Source organism: Pseudomonas sp. H2_A10 (assembly GCF_054680085.1).
Genome location: NZ_CP162821.1, coordinates 3,857,021 through 3,876,000, shown reverse-complemented (window position 1 = coordinate 3,876,000; position 18,980 = coordinate 3,857,021). Strand labels below are relative to the sequence as shown.

At 60.9% G+C, this 18,980-nt stretch carries 17 protein-coding genes and 1 pseudogene; 3 read left to right on the top strand and 15 right to left on the bottom strand.

Annotated elements, in window-relative coordinates:
• Positions 1-3: 3 nt before the first annotated feature.
• The 7 genes from AB4O23_RS18215 to AB4O23_RS18185 all read right to left on the bottom strand — a co-directional run bounded on the left by AB4O23_RS18215 (position 4) and on the right by AB4O23_RS18185 (position 8,234).
• Entirely contained in the window at positions 4-1,242 is a 1,239-nt protein-coding gene (locus AB4O23_RS18215; protein WP_460060217.1) for a TIGR02270 family protein, read from the bottom strand.
• Positions 1,243-1,287: 45 nt separating this feature from the next.
• Positions 1,288-1,971 (bottom strand): hypothetical protein, encoded by a 684-nt coding sequence (locus AB4O23_RS18210; RefSeq protein WP_223271456.1) that lies wholly within the window; start codon positions 1,969-1,971, stop codon positions 1,288-1,290.
• A gap of 266 nt (positions 1,972-2,237) precedes the next feature.
• Entirely contained in the window at positions 2,238-3,428 is a 1,191-nt protein-coding gene (locus AB4O23_RS18205; protein ID WP_065879081.1) for a PAAR-like domain-containing protein, read from the bottom strand.
• A complete protein-coding gene (locus tag AB4O23_RS18200) occupies positions 3,428-4,468 on the bottom strand; it encodes a 3-oxoacyl-ACP synthase (RefSeq protein ID WP_026067418.1) in 1,041 nt (346 codons plus the stop codon). Before AB4O23_RS18200 ends, AB4O23_RS18205 begins: the two co-directional genes overlap by 1 nt.
• On the bottom strand, positions 4,465-5,577 hold the full coding sequence (locus tag AB4O23_RS18195; RefSeq protein WP_017529827.1) for a DUF2169 family type VI secretion system accessory protein: 1,113 nt from the start codon (positions 5,575-5,577) through the stop codon (positions 4,465-4,467). Before AB4O23_RS18195 ends, AB4O23_RS18200 begins: the two co-directional genes overlap by 4 nt.
• A 15-nt stretch (positions 5,578-5,592) precedes the next feature.
• Positions 5,593-6,039: a DUF6484 domain-containing protein gene (locus AB4O23_RS18190; protein ID WP_017529828.1), complete on the bottom strand. Its 447-nt coding sequence runs from the start codon at positions 6,037-6,039 to the stop codon at positions 5,593-5,595.
• A gap of 17 nt (positions 6,040-6,056) precedes the next feature.
• Positions 6,057-8,234 carry a type VI secretion system Vgr family protein gene (locus tag AB4O23_RS18185; RefSeq protein WP_068931843.1) on the bottom strand — a complete coding sequence of 726 codons (2,178 nt, stop codon included), beginning with the start codon at positions 8,232-8,234 and terminating at the stop codon, positions 6,057-6,059.
• A gap of 202 nt (positions 8,235-8,436) precedes the next feature.
• On the opposite strand from AB4O23_RS18185, the gene AB4O23_RS18180 reads away from it, so the two are divergent.
• The gene (locus AB4O23_RS18180) at positions 8,437-8,859 is read left to right on the top strand and encodes a hypothetical protein (RefSeq protein WP_139113510.1); all 423 of its coding nucleotides are present in this window, start codon (positions 8,437-8,439) and stop codon (positions 8,857-8,859) included.
• 188 nt (positions 8,860-9,047) lie between these two features.
• On the opposite strand, the gene deoC is transcribed toward AB4O23_RS18180, so the two are convergent.
• Entirely contained in the window at positions 9,048-9,731 is a 684-nt protein-coding gene (gene deoC / locus AB4O23_RS18175; RefSeq protein WP_137220103.1) for a deoxyribose-phosphate aldolase, read from the bottom strand.
• A gap of 128 nt (positions 9,732-9,859) precedes the next feature.
• Here deoC and deoR point away from each other — a divergent pair, with 128 nt between their 5' ends.
• Entirely contained in the window at positions 9,860-10,618 is a 759-nt protein-coding gene (deoR, locus tag AB4O23_RS18170; protein WP_065879078.1) for a DNA-binding transcriptional repressor DeoR, read from the top strand.
• Here the strand turns inward: deoR and AB4O23_RS18165 are convergent.
• From AB4O23_RS18165 to AB4O23_RS18145, 5 genes and pseudogenes are all read right to left on the bottom strand, one after another.
• Positions 10,615-11,661 (bottom strand): aldose 1-epimerase family protein, encoded by a 1,047-nt coding sequence (locus AB4O23_RS18165; RefSeq protein ID WP_017528021.1) that lies wholly within the window; start codon positions 11,659-11,661, stop codon positions 10,615-10,617. The two genes, deoR and AB4O23_RS18165, sit on opposite strands and share 4 nt — an antisense overlap.
• A complete protein-coding gene (gene fucP / locus AB4O23_RS18160; protein WP_017528022.1) occupies positions 11,658-12,989 on the bottom strand; it encodes an L-fucose:H+ symporter permease in 1,332 nt (443 codons plus the stop codon). Before fucP ends, AB4O23_RS18165 begins: the two co-directional genes overlap by 4 nt.
• 28 nt (positions 12,990-13,017) lie before the next feature.
• Entirely contained in the window at positions 13,018-13,938 is a 921-nt protein-coding gene (rbsK, locus tag AB4O23_RS18155; RefSeq protein ID WP_460060210.1) for a ribokinase, read from the bottom strand.
• 148 nt (positions 13,939-14,086) lie between these two features.
• Entirely contained in the window at positions 14,087-14,791 is a 705-nt protein-coding gene (locus tag AB4O23_RS18150) for a methyl-accepting chemotaxis protein (protein ID WP_460063979.1), read from the bottom strand.
• Positions 14,792-14,992: 201 nt separating this feature from the next.
• Positions 14,993-15,073 (bottom strand): annotated as a pseudogene (locus AB4O23_RS18145) (hypothetical protein); the annotation flags it as partial.
• 785 nt (positions 15,074-15,858) lie between these two features.
• On the opposite strand from AB4O23_RS18145, the gene AB4O23_RS18140 reads away from it, so the two are divergent.
• Positions 15,859-17,067 carry a multidrug effflux MFS transporter gene (locus tag AB4O23_RS18140; RefSeq protein WP_017528025.1) on the top strand — a complete coding sequence of 403 codons (1,209 nt, stop codon included), beginning with the start codon at positions 15,859-15,861 and terminating at the stop codon, positions 17,065-17,067.
• A 5-nt stretch (positions 17,068-17,072) separates the two neighbouring features.
• Here AB4O23_RS18140 and AB4O23_RS18135 read toward each other — a convergent pair whose 3' ends face one another.
• Both AB4O23_RS18135 and AB4O23_RS18130 read right to left on the bottom strand, forming a co-directional pair.
• The gene (locus AB4O23_RS18135; protein WP_017528026.1) at positions 17,073-17,987 is read right to left on the bottom strand and encodes a site-specific integrase; all 915 of its coding nucleotides are present in this window, start codon (positions 17,985-17,987) and stop codon (positions 17,073-17,075) included.
• A gap of 108 nt (positions 17,988-18,095) precedes the next feature.
• On the bottom strand, positions 18,096-18,908 hold the full coding sequence (locus AB4O23_RS18130) for a M949_RS01915 family surface polysaccharide biosynthesis protein (protein ID WP_017528027.1): 813 nt from the start codon (positions 18,906-18,908) through the stop codon (positions 18,096-18,098).
• Between the last annotated feature and the right edge of the window lie 72 nt (positions 18,909-18,980).

Genomic DNA, 18,980 nt, shown 5'->3' with positions numbered 1-18,980 from the left:
CGGTTACCCCAGCCACTTTTTTTGCCGCCTGACGGGAGCGCTAATGGGCAAAAGCACATCGGTTGGCCGAAAGCGCGCGATGCCACAGGCGGCGGCGATGCGCTGGCGTTGCAGGCCATGGGCAAGCGCTTGCTTGAAACCGCTTTCGCTTTGAGGCAACCCCACTATGTAGCCGACGCCTGCCTGGAATTCGCCTCCATGGGCCTGCCACCAGCGGCTGATTGACTGCGGGTCGGGCCAGGGCAGGTTCTCATCGGGGTCCATGACGACATTGGGGTCCTCGGCGTTGTCGTTCGGCCCCGCGTCGAAATCCGGCAATTGCTGCAGCTCCAGATTGAGCAGCGCCAGGTCCGCGCCGGTCATCAGGCTGAAGGCTTCGCCGGCGACACGGGCATACGGCGGGTCGCTCATCTGCTGTATCAGCCACGGCACGCCGACGGGATCGCCCAGCAGCCCAATGGCCTGGATGCCGATGCGGCGCTGGGCAGGGTTCTGTAGCAACTGGTGTATCCAGGCGACGCTGTGCTCCCGATGTTGCCAGGCCAACAGGACGCAGAGCGCACGGTACTGGAACGCACCCGGTTGCTCGGCGAAGGGGCGCAGTGGCTCCAGGGCGTATTCATCGCCCAGCTGTGCGGTGGCCCAATTGACCCAGAAGCGCGTTGCTGCATCTTGATGTAGACGGTGCGAACGAAGGGTCGGCATCAGGTCATGCCGGCGCAGTTCGCCGGCGGTACGGGCCGCGCGTGCCAGCACGCCGGGGTCGGCTTGCGAAAGCTCCGCGAGCAGCGCTGCGCCGGGATCGCGACGATGCATACCACAGGCAGCAAGGCCGAGGCGACGGAACAGGGGCTTTGGGGAGGCGAGCATGCGGTCGATCCAGGGCGCGACCCATTCCCAGTCGAGCCACCCCAGGGCCATCAGATAACCACGCTCGGTTTCCACCGCGTTTCTCACGTGTTCGCTGAGCTGCGACAACCCATCGGTGTGGTGTGTCTCGAAGGCCAGGACCACGCCGGCAAACAGCTCGCCAAACGTGTGGGGGCCGAGTTGGGCCAGCACGGTTTCCAGGCCTGCGGGGCCGGCGATACGCAGGCCATCGAGATGAGCGTCGATACGGTCTTCCAGTTTGCCGAGGTCGTCCAGGTCGTAATGTGGCGCGCGTAACGCGTAATCACGCAGGACAGCGAGGAAGCTGGCTTCTTCGGCATGCAGGTCAAGGACGACGGGCAGTGTGTTCATCAGTCCCGGGCCCCGATGCAACAAGGGCAGGGCAGGCGCGTCGGGTTAGTCAATTTGCAGGCACCGTGTCCAGTTTGAACCGTCGAACTGCATGACATCCTTGGGCCCGATGGACCACATGATGCCGTCGGCCGCGCTCAGGTGATAACAGGTTCGCGGCACGTCGTCGCCGAAGTCGACGGGCTTGAGTTTGTCGCCTTCGAGCCGGTAGACGAAATGGGTGGACGACACATAAACCTGCCCATCGAACACTTCCATGCCCCAGAGGTCTTCGTCGGTGCTGTCATGTTCGATCATTTCCCATTGTTCATTGCACCCCCGAAGCAAGGTGCCGAGTTGGCCGCAGGCGTAGACGTAGCCATCCGGCGCGCAGCGGACCTTGTAGAGCGCAAGGTTGGTGGGGCTGTTCTGCTGGGTGAAGAGGTCGCCGTCGTACCGCCAGATTTCGCCTTCCCAGCCGACGGTATAGATTTCCTGCTCGCTGAAACCATCGATGGATTCGAAGCTGGTGTCGGTGATCGGGGTGTCACCGACCTGGGCGCTCTGGTCGATGCAACGCCATTGGTCTTCGCCCTCGCGAACATAGGCTTGTCGGCAGGCGCCTACGGCGTAGGCTCGGCCTTTGGCGATGCCACGGATTTCACGCAGGGGGCCGCGTTTTTTGGGGTCTGTGCCGCAGCTGGCGATGGAGGATTCTTCCTTTATCGAGCCGCCACCACTGGCCCGCACTGATCCATCGGTGCCAAGGACCAAGTAACGTTCGGCAGGTTTATGGCAGACCGTTCCGGAGCAGGCAAGCCATGGTACTGTGCCGGCGCCCCAGGTTCCTCGATCAAGACCAAACAGTATCGAACCTGTATAGCCCTCACTGATCGAGATGTCGTTTGTGGTAATCAAATAGCTCAGGTCTGAGTAGCGAACAACACCAGTGCCAATACTAAGTCCACGGAATCGCGGGTCTCGAGGGTCCATCTTAGTCTCCTGATAGGGGTAAATTAGCGGCTAGGCTCGCTAGGGTACATTTCGGCCTGAGCCTTATTGCGCTCGTCTTGATTGCTGGTCATGGACGCACAGGCATTGATCGGTTTTTCCTCGCCTGGGTCCTTTGCTTTGTCGTGATAGGTGTTCAACTGAGCTTCCAGGCATTCCTGACTACAGTTGGAGTCCGGAAAGGTTTTCTTCGCCGCCCTGGCCCCCGTCTGCGTAGCCTTGGACCTTGGCCATTCACCGTTTGCATCAGCTTCATGCAAGGCCACCACCCCACGTCGGGTATGCATCTGGCCGTGGGTGGCGGTGGTCTGATTGGGCCCCTCCGCGCACATCACCGGGGCTCTGTCGGTCTGGTATTTGCTCCAGCCGGCTTTGGTCGGGTGCTTGCTTCTGGGTTGGCCGGGAAAGGCCGGCCCGTCGGTGAAGGATGCCGAATCGATTAGGTGGTCACCGGTTTGTCCGGGGCAGCATCGGTTGGGTTTGAACGGCGCGAGAAAGCAGCGCATCGCCTTTTGGCAAGGGTCGCTGTTGATGGTTTTGGCCAGGGACGCATACTCGCCCTGGACGTCGGCGTGCGTGCCCAGATAGGCCGCGTTGTCTTTAAACCCGTCGCCCGCCGCGTCTTTAGCGGCTTTGCGGGCTTTGGTCGCGGCCTGTAGCGGGCTGATGTCCGGGCAGATCATTTTCTGCTCAAGGTCCCCGCAAGCGTCTTTTGCCCGGCCTCGTTCGCCCTCGCATTGGGCCAGATCCTTGGCCAGTGCCATTCGGTCCGTATAGGTCCAGGGCATGGTATTGCCCGGTTGGGAGGCATGGTTGTGGGTGGTCAGGTCCATGTGCCGAACAACGTTTTTCCCTTCGTACTTCACGTCCATCGACCAGGAGGTGAAATACACCTTGCCCTTGATCTTGTTGGTGACGATGCCCTTTTTAGGGGCGTTTCCAGCCTCATCCCCATAGCTGGTTTTGAAATAGCTCTGGTCCTTGAGCATGATTTCCTTACCCGTGATCTTTACCGTCCGACTGCCCTTGGTCGTGTCCTTGGCCATGCCGGTGTTGGGGTAGGGGATGGGCACGCCCAGCGGGGTAGGCGGGGCCACGGGTGGGGTGAAGCACACGTCCGGAAAACACGCGATCGACTTGCCGTCGGCCGACTTGCAGGAGACTTCCATGTTGTTGGCAAATACTTGGTTGGCCATCAGGCAGCCCTCACGGTCTGGTAGCTGAGCAGCGCGACGGCGCGTTGGCCGGCGTCGTTGCCCAGGTGGCAAAAAATATTCGGCCCTTCGCCATAACCCTTGCGGCTGGCGGCCAGTGCCACGGCGAGCATCGCCGGGCCAATGGCGGCGCCGACTTCACCGATGCAGTCGGCCGGATGCCAGAGATGGAAGAACTCCTTGCGTACCCGCAGGCTGCGGCTCAGGGCCAGGGAAGCTTCCTTGAAGTAATACTGTTCGCCAGAGATGTCCGTCAGGCGGTAATCCATCTGTTCCAACCCGCAACCGGCTTCGCCCAGGGCTGCGCGCACGGCCTGGGTCAGGCCTTCGGCGCGTAGCGGGATGTCTTCGGATTCCACCGTGGCCTGTTCCGTGCCGAACCCCAGCCCGATGCAGGCCAATTGCGGCGTGTCACTCGCGACGGGGGCGGCCAGCACCACGGCGGCAGCCCCTTCGCCGGGGATAAAACCGTTGGAATTCTGGCTGGTGAGCAAGCGCTCGCGTTGCTCGAAGGCAGCCAGCGTTGGCCCGTTGAGGAAGGAGTCGACGCCGGCAATCAGCACGTGGCGATGGCCACCGCCATAAATGAGGGTGCGTGCATCAAGCAGCGCCACGGCGGCGCTGACCCGGCCATGGGCGAGGATGCTGGAGGCGGGGTGAAAGCGCAGGCCCAGTTCGGCTTCAATGGCCTGCAGCAATCCTTTATCGAGACCTTCTAGACGGCCGGGGCGCTCGAGCTCTGCCAGCCCCAGCAGCAGCGGGGTTTTTTCCGGTTCGACGTTGGGCGTGCTGTGCAGGGCCTCGGCAATGGCGCGCGCGGCCATCTTGACCAGCTTGGTGCGGCCGCGCCAGGGCTGTTCCAACGGCACGCTGGCGGCAATCAGCCATTCGCCGCCCCGATCGATAAAGCGGGTTTCCTGGAAGTTGTCGATGGCGCAGCGGATCGCCGCGCAACTGGCCGGTGCGCTGAGGCCGACAGCGCTGACCATGCCGGAGCCGATAATGCTCAAAGCACGCATCAGTGCGTTTGCTCCCGGGTGCGTTTGGCGTTTACCAGGGCGCGCAGCGATGGGTAGTAGTCTTTACCCAATGCCCGGGCGCGCCACCAGCCGATGGACAGCGTGCCGACCAGCACCTGGGCAATCTCGAACATGTTGCGCCGCAGCGGACGGGAGGTACGCCAGGTCAACTGCACCTGGCGGGCGTCTGTGTCGATCAGCAGGGTGTCGATCACCGCTGACACCGTTTCATGGCCGCCTTTTTTCAGGAAAAAGGTCACCGGCACTTCCATCTCAGGGATGCGAAAACCTGCGCGCTCCTGGGCAGTGAGGTTCAGCAGTAGTACCTCCTCGCCTGCGCGCAGGTAATCAACCTGCTGATCGTCGGGTGCGGCCTGATAGTAGCGGGTGTCGAAGTCCGCCGGCAGAAACGGAAAACAGTCGGCTTTCCAGGCCTCGTCGTAGGTACCGGCGAAGCGGGCGCGTTGCGGCCAGCTACGAGCGATGGGGCCGAGGGCCACGGGGCGAAAGTTGCCAAAAGGGTTTTCGATCGGTTTGCCCAGCTCTTCGGTGTTGGGCATTGGCCTGCCGACGATGTAGGCGTTATCAAGGCCGCGCGGGTACCAGCCGCAACCGCTTGGGTTGTCCAGGTAACCGTCACGCATATCGGGGGCATTCACCATAGGATGGGAGCCACCGTAGGCCTGGGCATAGGAGATGTTCTGTTCGGTAAAAGGCTGCGGCGAGCCGGGAGAGAGGCCCAACAGCCCCAGTTGCCATTGCCTCGGGCCAACGACGGAAAAAGCCTTGCTCATCCGACCCACGCGAATACCCGCGGTCAACTGCGTCACGGGCCGCCCGCCGGGCGCGTAGGCCTTGCCGCACACCAGCACATCGCAGAAGGGCTTGACCGGCGCAAAGTCCATTTCCTGCAGCGGGGCGCTCAGGCCTGGTTCGCCGAGAAAGGTGTCGGCCATCAGCAGCGGTTGCTGGCTGTCGGCGAGCGTCAAGGCGCGACCGTCCAGCGGTAGATCAAACGTGCCTTTGGCCACCACGACCAGGGATTCGCGACCATCACGGTCCATACCCAGGGTATAGGCCGCCGTCAGTCTGCTGGCATTGAGCAATTCCATGGGCCGATTACCTGTCTAGTTGATTTGCACCGAGCCGCCCTTGATGCGGTTGACTCCGCTGGAACGGCTGGACAGGTAGGCGCCCTGGATGATCACTTTGCCGGCGCGGGTCAGGGTGATGCTGGCTTTGCCGCAACGCAGCACAATCTCGCGTTCTGCGCTCAATTCCAGGCACTGCTCATCCAGTCGCACACTGGCGACGGGAGCGACGGCGGCCTGGGCGTCAAGCAGAAGGCCGATCAGCAGTGGGCGGATCGGGTCGCCGTCCTCGAACATCAGCGCCACCGGGCTGCCGATATCCGCCGGGCTTAGCCGCGCGGTGCAGCGAGCGACGAGGCCGCGGCTGTCCGGGCAACCGGGGTAGGTGACCGTGGGCGCGCCGGCATGGGGCAGGGCGAGCAGGCTGCCGATGATGACCCCATCGATACGGGCCTGGGTGGGGAGCGGGTACTGAACCGTCATATACATACCTCCATGTCCTAGTTCTGCAGGATCTTCTGCCCTTTGATCACCACGTTCTTGTTGGCCTTGATGTTGATGGCGCCGGAACCGTCGATGATGATGTTCTTGCCGCGAATCGTGATGGAGCCGTCCTTCTTCATGGTGAGGCTGGATGCGCCCGTGGTCAGGGTAATGGAGTCGCCGGCGGTGAGGGCAAAGTGCTTGCCGACGTCCAGGCTGTCGTTCTGCCCGATGCTGGTGGTTCGGTTGCGATCGACGTCACGGGATTCGTCCTGGCCGATCTGGGTACGCTGGTTACCGTTGATCTCGATCCCTTCGTTGCCCTTGACCGTTTCGTTACGGTTGCCCGTGATGTCGATGGTCTCGTTGCCGCCTACGTCTTCGGTACGGTTGCTGACGATGGTGATTTTTTCGTTGGCGCCGACCTTTTCCGTGCGGTTTGCACCGATGGTGATGGTCTCGTTGCTGCCCACGTGCTCGGTGCGATTGACACCGATGGTAATTTTTTCGTTATTGCCCACGTCCTCGGTACGGTCTACGCCGATGGTGATGGTCTCGTTGTTGTCCACCGTTTCTGTGCGGTCGTGTTTGACGTGAACGGTTTCGTCGTTGTCGATGGTCTTGCTGCGGTCATGGCCGACCCAGTGGGTCTCGTCGTTCTCGACCTCGATGTCCTGGTTTTTTTCGGCGTGGATAAACAGCTGCTCCGCGCCTTTTTTGTCTTCCATGCGGATTTCATTGAAATTGGCGGGTGAGCCGTCTTTGCTTGAACGGCTTTTCACTCCGCTCTGGGTGGCATTGGCCGGCAACTTGTAGGGGACTGTCTGTTCGGCGTTGTAGACACGACCGGTGATGATCGGCCGATCCGGATCGCCTTCGAGGAAGCTGACGATTACTTCCTGACCGATCCGCGGGATCTGCATGGCGCCCCAGTTCTTGCCGGCCCAGGCCTGGGACACGCGAATCCAGCAGGAGCTGTTTTCGTTGGATTGGTCGTGGCGGTCCCAGTGAAAGTGCACTTTGACCCGGCCATACTGGTCGGTCCAGATCTCCTCGCCACTGGGGCCGACCACCACGGCGGTCTGCGGCCCGCGGACGATGGTCATGGGGGTCAGGGGGAGGGGACGGAACGCCTGGCTGGCGTCCATGCAGTCCAGCTCGCTGACGAACTGCTCGGACAATTCCGACTGCCCGCTTTCGTAGAGTTCCTGGCGGATCTGGTAGCGTGCGACCACCACCAGGTATTCGCGGTTCTGGTCCTCACGGCTGTATCCAGTCAGCCTGAACACATGGCCGGAGCCCAGACCACGGGGGCAACCACGCAACTGCACGCGCTCGAACTGGCTATGAATGGCTTCGATGCGGGTACGCGCATAGTGCTCGCCATCGTTACTCTGGACGTATTCACCGGGATAGTCGTAAAGCGGGTAGTCGCCGTTGCTGTGGTCGCGCGGCACACTGGAGCGCACATCGAGGCTGGCGCGGGGGCGCTGGAAGTCATAGTCGTTCAGCGCCAGCGAACCGGATTGCACCTCCCGCGCCAGTTGCCAATCGTAGAAATGATCGCGCTCGCGCATTTGCCGATCAGGTGGAAAGAAGGGCACCGACGCATAGCCTGCCGCAGTGGAATGAGCGCCGTAGGCGTCGGCCAATACCAATACGTGGCGCGCCTTTTCATGGCGAAAGTAGTAATAGATGCCTTCCTGTTCCATCAACCGGCTGACGAAGTCGAAGCTGGTTTCGCGGTACTGCACGCAATATTCCCACTCGTGATAGCTGCCGCTCAGGCTGTCTTCGAAGTCGGAGAAACCGAGGTCGCGGAACACCTGCTTGATGATGTCCGGCACGGTCTTGTTCTGGAAAATGCGGCAATCGGAGGTGCGCGTGAGCAGCCAGAACCAAGGCCTCAGGCTGACGCGATAGCCCGCGAACTGACCATGGCCGGTCAGTTGTCGGCAACTGCTGATAATGCCGTGAAAGTAGCGACGGCCACCCTCGAACAGTTCCAGGGACAGACCCATCGGTTTACCCAGCAACTGATCGAACTTGATCGCTTGATCTTCGGAAGTGAGGTCCAATTCGTAGTGAAACAAACGCCCCAGCTCTTCACTGCCGGCCATGCTCTGCAACAACAGGACATCGCCGCCGAGGGGGCTGTCAACCTGCACCCAACGGGTGTTTTGCGTTATTGCCATAAATTGCCTTCCAAGTTGGCGTAGCCCGTAGAGTGTTAGCGTATCTGGCCGCAGAATCAATGCCCGGTTACGATTCAACGTCAAAGGCGGGACGAGGGGAAAGCAAATGCGCCTCAAGGTTCAGCAAGACCGAGGTGATTGAGGTGGGTTTGGTGACAAGTCAGACACATGATTTAACATAATATACATTATGCGTAATACCATGTTACGCAATCAGCGGCAGTGCCCACCAGATTTCAACGCACCAAACCCCTGTCAACGCCAACCCTGGGCAAAGCCACCAGCCACGAACATTTCGCTGCTGGTTTTGACCCGGCGGCAACTGCGTGATCCTGTCTTCAAGGTCTGTGTGTTTCTGGTCGGTGCCGGCACCAACCTCTGTGTCGAGATCGGCCAGATGAACATCCGTCGATCAGCATACCGGCACCTTTCCAATCCAGCGCCCAACGCTTGGCCAATGACGCAGCACGGCCCTTGTGGCGCTATACGTATTGAGATTGATCCGATGGGCTGGAATTCGCCAAGGCCCGCACCGGCAAACAGCCGTGTGTTCGGCGGCATAACCGATAAAGTGCGGATCCAACCCCTTGAGCAGCCGGAACGCGATGATGCGCATCGATCTTGAAGAAATTCCCCAAAGGCCGACGGGCTATCCCTCGTGAGCGCCGAAAGGCCATGCGTATGGAGAGACGGCCTGGCGCATCAGCACTGTCCTCGCCCATGCTTGATACCTGAACATGAATCCAACTCAACTAAATGAGTATTTAGTTGAGTTATATTAATACATGGCTGTGCTTGCCAGCAAAATCGCCGTCAGTAACCGCTCGCCGCGGTCATGGCGCCGCCCACGATTGCGATCCCTGAGCTGCTGCCCAGGCGTGTCGCCCCGGCTTCAATCATCTTCACTGCCGTCGGATAATCGCGTACGCCGCCGGAGGCCTTTACTCCAACCCCAGTGCCTACGGTTTTGCGCATCAGGGCCACGTCTTCGACCGTAGCGCCGCTGCGGCTGAAGCCGGTGGATGTCTTGACGAAGGCCACGCCCAGTTCCCGGCAGATTTCACACGCCTGGACCTTCTGCCTGTCGTCAAGCAGGCAGGTTTCCAGAATGACCTTCAACGGTACGGCGCCACAGGCCTGTTGGACCAAGGCGATGTCATCGCGCACGGCGTCCAGCAACCCGTCTTTCAACCATCCGATGTTGAGCACCATATCGACCTCCCCTGCCCCGGCGGCAATGGCGCGTTGGGCTTCGAAGGCCTTGGTGTCACTCAGGCCGGCGCCCAGTGGAAAGCCCACCACGGCGCAAATCACCACGGTTTTGTCGGCCAGGCAGGTCGCGGCATAAGGCACTTGCCCCGAGTTCAGACACACCGAATAAAAACCGTGTGCCTGGGCTTCTTCGCATAAGGTGCGGATCTGTTCCCGGGAAGCGTCCGGCGCCAGCAAGGTGTGATCGATATATTTGGCCAATGCGGTGGGTGGAAGACTGTTCATTTAACGGGTCCTTGCCTGTATGTTGCCAATGATGATGCGGCGCTTGTCACAATACTCACGCCAGCGCGTTACAATACTAACAATTAATGTTACTTAATTAACACTAACAATCAAGCCCTGGAATACCCGTGGACAGTAGAAAAGCCGAGCGACTGAAGCTTATCCAACAAGCCCTTAAGGACCAGAACGCCATTCACCTGAGGGAAATGGCCGCCCTGCTGGACGTTTCCGAGATGACCCTGCGCCGTGATCTCAGCCATTTCAGCGATCACCTGCGGTTGTTGGGTGGCTACATCACCCGCGTCGGTAATGACGTCGGCGATTACCGGGTGGCCGAACAAGACACGCGCCACGTAGAAGAAAAGCGCCGTATCGGCAAACTCGCCGCGCAGTTGATCCAGGCCGGTGACACGGTATTTTTCGACTGCGGTACGACCTCGCCTTTTGTGGTCGATTTCATCCCTGATGCACTGGAGTTCACCGCGGTGTGCAGTTCGTTGAACGTGCTGCTCAAGCTGCAGAACAAGCCCAATTGCCACATTGTGTTGTGCGGCGGCACCTTTCACCGCAAGAACCAGGTCTTTGAAAGCAGCGCCGAAAGCAGCATCCTCGACAGCGTGCGCCTGACCTGGGCTTTCGTGACCGCCGCCGGCGTCAGCCAGGCGTTCGGCGTAACGTGCTTTAACTTCAATGAAGTCGAGGTCAAGCAAAAGGTCATGCGCCAGGCCCAGCAACGCGTGTTGCTCGCCGATTTCAGCAAGTTCGACACGGTGCGCACCGCTCACTTCGCCACCCTTGAAGACTTTCAATACGTGGTCAGCGACAAGAAAATCCCCCGAACGTATCAGGACGCTATTCGGGCCGGCGGTGCGCAATTGCTGGTTTAACCCAACAATCGTTGGCGCTCCTGCGCATTCAAATAACCGGTGGTGACACTGAACGATGCGCAGGCCCCGGCGGCCAGCTGACGCACGTGACCTTTGGTTTTCTCGGCGTTATAACCCTCGGGCTCGCAGGTGGACGGCAGCACGAACGCTGCCACTTGTTGATCCGGTGTGTGCAGGATCCAGCGTGCGGCGTGCTCGAATTGCTCGGGACGGTAGCGGGTGTAGAACGCCGTACCGTCGGGATGGTCCAGCAGAAAGTGTGCCTGGCCCAGGGTGTCCGTACCCACGCCGTCGAAGAAGAACACGATCTCGGGATCGTACAGCGATGGCTGTTCGAGGCAGCCCAGTTGAGTGGGACACTCAGCCAATTGCGCCATATAGGCACTCCAGGCCGGCGTCGGCTTGACGTGGTCCGGCACACTGGTGCGCAGGCGCTGGCGCTGCACGCCCAATGGCTCGACGAAACGCGCGCCGTCCACATAGGCATAGTTCATATGGGCCATGTACATCAGGTCCATGGGCTTGCCGGCCAGGTTTGTCACCTGCATGTCGATATCGAACACGGCCGAATCGGCGTGCAGTGTCACGCTGGGGCACGCCCGGTAGCGATCGCCGAAGCCCTTGGCGTACTCATACGAACCGCCCAGGCGCACAAAGCCCTCGCCCACCTCCAGCCAGGCCGAGTCGAGGGGCGCGCAGGGCATTTCGCCGTGCAAGGCATGGGTGTCATCGGCGGCCGGGCAACCGTTGCGCAACAGGCCACTGTGAAACATGAAGCAGCCGTAGGTGTCGATAATCGTCGGGCTGGGCCGGGGCTGCTCGAACAGGTTGCTCATGGTCAGGTCGCAACCGTCGAACACGGCCGACCAGATCATCTGCCCCTGGTAAGGCAATACCACCAATCGCCCACGACTGTTCTCCAGGCTCAGGGCCAACACGCCGGACGGATAGACCCAGGCACTGACCTTGAAGGCCGGCGATTGCAGGAGGATTTTCTCCTGCTCGCCGAACACCGTTGGGTACAACGGGATACGTGTATTCATGAGGCCACCGCTCCGGTCGCACCCACCGGCAAAGTGCCGGGTTGACGCATGCACTTGAGCGCATACATCACGATCACGATAAAGCACAGCAACGGCACGCTATAGGCCAGCTGCATGTTGCCGCCGCTGGCGTCGGACAACAGCCCCTGGAAGATCGGGATCACCCCGCCGCCGACGATGCTCATCACCAGCAGTGAACCGCCGACGCCGGTGTCTTCGCCCAGGCCATCAATGGTCAGGCCGTAGATGGTTGGCCAGCAAGGCCCCAGGAAAATACTCACGCCGACCGCCGCGTACACCGCCGAAATGTTCGGCACCAGAATGGTATAGGCCAGCAGCACGATGCACAGCACGCCGTAGATCGCCAGCACCTTGGCCGGATGCAGACGGCGCATCAACAGGTTGGCGATCAACTTGCCGACAAAGTAGGCGGCAAAGGTGGTCAACAGGAACCATGAAGCGCTGCGCTCATTCATACCGCCCATTTGCATGGCCAGGCGAATGGTGAAACTCCATACGCCCACCTGCGCGCCCACATACAGAAACTGCGCCAAGACGCCAAAGGTGAAGCGCGGGTTGCGCCACAGCCGGCCCAGGCTTTGACGCAAGCTGCCAGGCTTGCTGCCGGCGGGCGTGTTGCCTTTGCACGCAGGGAACCGGGTCATGGCGACCAGGATAAATATCAGCACCAGCACCGCAATCATCCACTGGTAAGGCAACAGCGTGGACTGGATCATTTGCAACTGCTGCACCGCCGCCTCGGAGGCGCTCATCTGCGTCAGTTGCTCCGTGGTGGCGTCGGTGTCCTTGAACATCACGAAGCTGCCCACGTACACCCCGGCCATGGCGCCGAACGGGTGAAAGGTCTGCGAAATGTTCAATCGCCGCGTCCCGGTTTCCCGAGGGCCCATCAGCGTCGAGTAGGTGTTGCAGGCCGTCTCCAGAAACGACAGGCCGGCGGCAATCACAAACAGCGCCAGCAGGAACATGCCGTATTTGGCGGTGGAGGCTGCCGGAAAAAACAGCAGGCAGCCGAACATATACAACAGCAGGCCGATCAGGATGGTGCTTTTGTAGCTGAAACGACGAACCACCATCGCCGCTGGAATCGCCACGAAAAAGTAGCCCAGGTAAAACGCCGACTGCACAAAGGCGGTCTGGAAATCGCTGAGCAAAAACGCTTTTTTGAAGTGGGCGATCAGCACATCGTTCATGCTCGCCGCCGCGGCCCACAGCGCAAAAATGCTGCACAGCAGGATAAAGGCGAACCAAGGTGTGCGGTTCAGGTAGAAACCATCGGGTGTCTGTTGCAGCGCAGGTTTGTTCATTATTGTTCTCCGGGCTGGGTTGAGAGTGTTACGGCTGTTGCTGAAAGCGCTCGAACGTTTCGTGGTCGGGATAGGACGTCTGTGTACCCAGGCCCATGACCGAGCAGGCGGAATAGGCCACCGCCTGTTCCATGGCCTGACGAATATGGCCGTCGCGGTTCCAGTGGTGAATGAAGCAACCGATAAACGCATCCCCGGCGCCAGTGGTGTCACGGGCCTCGACCCGCACCCCCGGTACCTGGAACTCGCCCTCCTCCCCCACGTACAACGCGCCGTGTTCGCCGAGGGTGACGATCACGTGGCGAATGCCACCGGCCACCAGGCTGCAGGCGGCGGCATGCGCCGATTCCGGCGAGTCGACCACGTGCCCGCTGAGCAATGCCAGTTCCGACTCGTTGGGGATCAGGAAGTCCAGGTGCGCCAAGTGTTCAGCGCTGAGCCCGGACAGGGCCGGCGCGGGGTTGAGCAGGACGGGAATGGCGTGCCGGTGCGCGAATTCGATGGCGTAGTACACGGTTTCCACCGCGATCTCCAACTGCAGCACGATCAGCCCGCACTGCCGCAGGTCCTCGGCCGCCGCCTCGATATCCGCCGGCGACAAATGCGCATTGGCACCCTTGACGATCAAAATGCTGTTATGGGAGTCGGCCCGCACAAAAATCGGCGCCACCCCGCTGGAAACGCCCGGCACTCGCTGTACATAACGAGTGTCGATACCAAAGCGCTGGAAATTGGCCACCGTGTTGTCGGCAAACATGTCGTCGCCGACCTTGCTCAGCATCAGCACATCGGCCCCAAGCTTGGCTGCCGCCACCGCCTGGTTGGCCCCTTTGCCGCCGCACCCGAGGGCAAAACCCGGCGCTTCCAGGGTTTCGCCCTGGGCCGGCATGCGGTCGATGTAGGTAATCAAGTCCACCATGTTGCTGCCGATGACTGCGATCTTGCTCATTGCTATTCCACCTTGTTACGGCACGACCAGGCAGGTCGTGTCGCTCTTGTTTTGTTATTTAAATAACATTAGGTGTGAATATTCAATCTTTATTTTGCACGAGCAAAAAAAAACCGGCCCACAGGGGCCGGCTGAAAATGTGCCTTCGTTACAAGCTGAACCGATCTACCGACTGGGACAATTTGCCGGCCAGGCCGGCCAGCTCATCTGTGGTCGAAGCCGTTTCACCGATAACGCGGCTGTTGTTCTCCGACATGCCGGCGATCATTTCCACCTGATGGGAGATTTCGTTGCTGGCCAGGCTCTGTTCCCCGATGGTGCGTGAAATATCGTTGACCAGCTCGGTGGTATTCAGGGTGGCCTGCAGAATCTCGCGAATCGCCCGCTCGACCTCAGCGGTCACGGCCATGCCTTTGTCGACCTGGGAAACCCCCTCCTCCATGCTAGTTACCGCCTCGCGGGTGTTTTGCTGGATACGCGCGACCATGCTCGCGATTTCCTGGGTCGAGGCACTGGTGCGTCCCGCCAGGCTGCGCACTTCGTCGGCCACCACGGCAAACCCACGGCCCTGTTCGCCCGCGCGCGCGGCTTCAATCGCAGCGTTCAGGGCCAGCAGGTTGGTCTGGTCAGCGATGCCTTTAATCACTTGGATAATGCTGTAGATCGCCTCGGACTCTTTATCCAGCGTGCGGATGACCTGGGCCGATTGCTGGGCCGAACGGGCGATGCCGTCCATGTCCTTGACCACCTGGTGAATCACGCGCCCGCCATCCTTGGCCAGGGCTTCAGCCTGGTTGGCCATATCCAGGGCGCGCCCGGCATGCCGGGTGATTTCTTCAATACTGGCGGTCATTTCACTCGCCGCCGCCGCCATGGTGCTGGCGGCGCTGCTTTGTTGCTGGCTGCTGCCGGCCACTTCATGGCAGCCCTGGCTCAATCGCTCGCTCATGCCGTTGACACCCTGGGCGTTGCTGCGCACCACCTCGATCATGCCGCGCAGGTCGCGCTGCATGGTGGCGAGGCTGCGAATCAACGAGCTGGCCTCGTCCTTGCGACGCGGTTCGACAATCGGCTCGCTCAAATTACCCCGAGCGATGCTGGCGGCAATGCGGCTGGCGGTTTGCAGCGGGCCCATGATGCTGAGGATGACCCAACGGCCCTGGGCCAGCAGCAGCAACAGGCTGGCAATCAATACCGCGCCGAGGGTGAAATTGGCGTTGCTCAGGGATTGGTGCGTGCCCTCGCTGGTTTTCAGGGTATGGCTTTCGATCAGTTCGCTCAGGGCGGCCATCTGATCTTCCAACTGGCTGAAGGCGGTATTGAAGGCGTCCAGCTCCCCGCGCGCGGCCTCGGGGTTAACCAGGGCGAGCGCGACGATGCGTTCGCCGGCGCTGATGTAGGTATCCAGGCTGGGTTTGATTTTCTCCAGGCTGGTCTTGATCGTGTCTACCACCGGCAGCTTGAGATTCTCCCCCAGTACCTGGCGAAAATTGTCGGCATGCTCCTTCAGCGAGCTATTGACCTCCTCCTTGGTGCTGGTGCTCTTCCCCAAGCCCACCAACATGGCCGACAACACATCGGCGCGCAGGGCGTCATGCATCATGTCGGCTTCCATGTGGTTACGCAGCACGGTCATGCCGACCTCGTTGTCCTGCACGGCGTTGCCCATCCGGGTGTTGCCCAAGTAGCCGGTCAGGCTCATGACCAGGGCCGTCAGCAACCCGGTCGCAATCAACAACATCAAGCGTAATTTGATCGTCATGCTGGTATCCCCGTACTTGGACTGCCGGCTGGCAACCCAACCGCTCGCGCATTGCTACTGGTGTTATCGGCACCAGTTGCCTGTTAGTGAAGCCTAAGTTTGCGGATTTGCGCGTTTCCCTTAAGCTGACCGGCCTCTGCACTGCCCGGAACCGCCTCATGTCACGAAGTATCGCCCACCTGGCCCTGCTGCTGGGGTTGATCACCGCCGTCGGCCCGTTCGCCATCGACAGCTACCTGCCCGCCTTGCCCACCCTGGGCGCGAGCCTGAATGCCTCGCCGGCGGCGGTGCAAATGAGCCTGACGGTGTTCTTCATGATCATCGGCGTGTGCCAACTGTTTTACGGGCCGATCAGCGATGTATTCGGGCGCAAGCCACCGATTTATGCCGGGCTGGTGATCTTTGCCGTGGGCAGTGTCGGCTGCGCCCTGGCCCCGAGCATTGAAGTGCTGATCGGTTTTCGCGCGGTGCAGGCATTCGGCGCCTGTGCCGGTATGGTCGTGCCCAGGGCCATAGTGCGTGACCTGTACACCGGCCATGAAGCCGCGCGGTTGATGGCCTTGCTGATGCTGGTGATGAGTGTTTCGCCGATCCTCGCACCACTGGCCGGCAGCGTGGTGATCGCCCTGTGGAGCTGGCGCGAAGTGTTTGCGGTGTTGGCGGTGGTAGCCGTGGCATGCCTGGTGATGACGATCCTGCAACTGCCCGAAACGCACCCGGCCGAACGCCGCTTGGGTAAGACCCTGGGCAACGCGTTCAGCAGCTATGGGGCACTGCTGCGCGATCCGGTGTTTATCGGGCTGTCGGTCGTCTGCGGGTTTGGCCTGGCGACGTTCTTTGTGTTCATCGGCAGCGCCCCCTTCGTGTACATCGAGCATTTCGGCCTCACGCCGACGCAATTCAGCCTGTGTTTCGCACTCAATGCCGCATCATTTTTTGCCATGAGCCAACTGACGGCACGCTTGAGCGCGCGTTTTGGCCTGGCGCCGGTGATTCGCTGGTCGGTGACGGCGGTGGCGGTGGTCATGGTCCTGTTGGCGATGACCACGCTTTGGATCGATAGCCTGGCGTTGATGATGACCCTGCTGTTTACGGGCTTCGGGTTCCTGGGCCTGCTGTTGCCGGCCGCCGGTGTGTTATCCCTTGAAGAGCATGGCGCAGTGGCCGGCTCCGCCTCGGCCCTGCTGGGCGCCATCCAGATGATTACCGCTGCGCTGTGCATGACCCTGGTGGGCGTGTTCGCCAACCACACGCCTGCGCCCATGTTGATCGGCATTGCGTTGTGCGCTGTCGCCGCGATGCTCACGGTGATGTGGACCCTGCGCCGTTTGCCGGCGCATTTGGCAAGCGCACCGCCCTCGCCCTGACCTCGTCACAGATCAAACCGGTCCACTGCCCGCCGCCGCTCATTGTCGTCACGTACGTCATAGCTGGCGGTGGTCTGGATATTGCTGTGATGCGCCAGTTTTTGCGCAATCGACAGGTCATGCTCCTCGATCACGCGCGTAATGAACGAGCGGCGAAAGTCATGGGGCATGATCTTCACCCCCACCTGCGCTCCGCGTTGGCGGGCAATGTAATAGATCGCGTGCTTGGTGATGCGCTCACGGGTGATATGACTGCCCCGGCGGATACGATTAAACAGGAAGTGATCGTCCTGCTCGCCCTCCTTGAGCTGCTCGCGCCGAAACGCCAGCCACGCCTGCAACTTGGCAAACGCCCAGTCCGGCGCGTATTTGACCAACTCTTTATTGCCCTTGCCGATCACCCGCAAGCTGCGCTCGTCGAAGTTGATCTGCGCCAGGTCGAGGTTGACCGACTCGGACTTGCGCATACCCGAGCCGTACAAAATCCCAATCACCGCCGCGTCGCGCAGGCCCTGCGGGCGTGGGTCGGCGGCGCAGGCTTGCATCATTTCGCGAATCAGCGTGCGCCGCAGGTTGCGGCCCTGGCCCAGGCGAGTGCCGGGCGCGGCCTTGACCGTGCGCATCTTCAACAGGTGTTCCTGGCTGATCAGGCTCATGCGCCAGGCTTCATTCATCACGCCGCGTACGGCGTTCACGTACAGCGACGAGGTGTTGGGCGCGTAACCGTCCTCACGCAGGGCTGCCACCAGCGCGATGACATGTTCGGGTTGCAACAAGTGCCAGTCGATGTCTTCAAGGTTGATGTCCTCGAAGCCCAGGCGGTCGGCGGCATCTTGCAACACGTAACGCATGGTCAGTTGGCTGGAGGGTGCCAGACGGGTCAGGTAGAGGGTCAGAGGGTTGCGAATGGACTCAGTCAAAATAGATCAGCCTTTGGATTAAATACCTTGAACAAACCTTTGTTTAACCTAGGTATTTATGGAATTGGCGAGGGCCGAGTCTAGCGCAGGAGCCGCCCTCGTACCAAATCACGGGGCCGTATCGTCTTCTTCGGTGGGTTGCGACGGCTGGGCCTGGGCCTGGCTCCATTCAGCGTCTTGCTTTTGCATCAGGGCGAACCAGTGCTGGCGCATGAACGCCAGGTACGCCTCGGGCGCCTTGGCAAAATCCTTCTCATCGCCATAGCAACCCGGCAACGGCAACTCAGTGCCCTGCTCCTTGTATTGGCTGACCAAGGCCTGCTGCCCGGCCACGCTGCAATCCGTGGGCAGCGGCATGCCGCGCAGCGCGCCGGCCTCTTCGTCCCACCAGGCGGCGCCATAGCGGTCGACGCCACGCAGGCGATACTTCTGCGACTTGCCCACGTGCATGATCAATTTGAACTCATTGGGGCTGACATCGCTGGTGCAGGTGCGCGAATAGCCCACGGTGGCCTGGGTGATGCCGTCGCCGGTGAGGTCGGTGACCTTGGTTGCGCCCCGATCAAAGCGCAGCGCTGCGTCGAACTCGCAACGCTGCACGTCGTCATAGAGCATCCACACGCGTTTGGGGCGGCTGCCGTCGATCAGGTACTGGGCGGCGTACACGAACGCCGACTGGGTGCCATCGTCTTCGCGTTCGCTGACTTGCTCGGCGAGCACCAGAAGGTTCTTGCCCTGGCGGTCGTCCCAGGTATAGGCCGCGACCTGCTTGCCACGCACTTCCACACCGTCCGGCACCTGGTCGATGCTGGTCAGCGCCACGCCGTCATCGGCCCGCACGCTGGTGACACACGCCACGCCCACCAACAACCCCATCAACACTGGCCGCAACCGGCCGCGTAAAAGCTGCACGCTATTCATCCCATTACCCTGGCAAGAGAGCGCTTACTTTACCGGCACTTGGGCGCCATTGCAGAGAAGATTCTTGAATAA

What these genes read in the sequence shown, in the direction of transcription:
- deoC (WP_137220103.1), bottom strand. Translation starts at nt 9,731, where the DNA reads ATGAACAGTCTTCCACCCACCGCATTGGCCAAATATATCGATCACACC.
- AB4O23_RS18195 (WP_017529827.1), bottom strand. Translation starts at nt 5,577, where the DNA reads ATGGAATTGCTCAATGCCAGCAGACTGACGGCGGCCTATACCCTGGGT.
- fucP (WP_017528022.1), bottom strand. Translation starts at nt 12,989, where the DNA reads ATGAACAAACCTGCGCTGCAACAGACACCCGATGGTTTCTACCTGAAC.
- AB4O23_RS18180 (WP_139113510.1), top strand. Translation starts at nt 8,437, where the DNA reads ATGTTACGCAATCAGCGGCAGTGCCCACCAGATTTCAACGCACCAAAC.
- AB4O23_RS18190 (WP_017529828.1), bottom strand. Translation starts at nt 6,039, where the DNA reads ATGACGGTTCAGTACCCGCTCCCCACCCAGGCCCGTATCGATGGGGTC.
- AB4O23_RS18140 (WP_017528025.1), top strand. Translation starts at nt 15,859, where the DNA reads ATGTCACGAAGTATCGCCCACCTGGCCCTGCTGCTGGGGTTGATCACC.
- AB4O23_RS18130 (WP_017528027.1), bottom strand. Translation starts at nt 18,908, where the DNA reads ATGAATAGCGTGCAGCTTTTACGCGGCCGGTTGCGGCCAGTGTTGATG.
- AB4O23_RS18205 (WP_065879081.1), bottom strand. Translation starts at nt 3,428, where the DNA reads ATGGCCAACCAAGTATTTGCCAACAACATGGAAGTCTCCTGCAAGTCG.
- AB4O23_RS18185 (WP_068931843.1), bottom strand. Translation starts at nt 8,234, where the DNA reads ATGGCAATAACGCAAAACACCCGTTGGGTGCAGGTTGACAGCCCCCTC.
- rbsK (WP_460060210.1), bottom strand. Translation starts at nt 13,938, where the DNA reads ATGAGCAAGATCGCAGTCATCGGCAGCAACATGGTGGACTTGATTACC.
- AB4O23_RS18215 (WP_460060217.1), bottom strand. Translation starts at nt 1,242, where the DNA reads ATGAACACACTGCCCGTCGTCCTTGACCTGCATGCCGAAGAAGCCAGC.
- AB4O23_RS18165 (WP_017528021.1), bottom strand. Translation starts at nt 11,661, where the DNA reads ATGAATACACGTATCCCGTTGTACCCAACGGTGTTCGGCGAGCAGGAG.
- AB4O23_RS18150 (WP_460063979.1), bottom strand. Translation starts at nt 14,791, where the DNA reads ATGACCGCCAGTATTGAAGAAATCACCCGGCATGCCGGGCGCGCCCTG.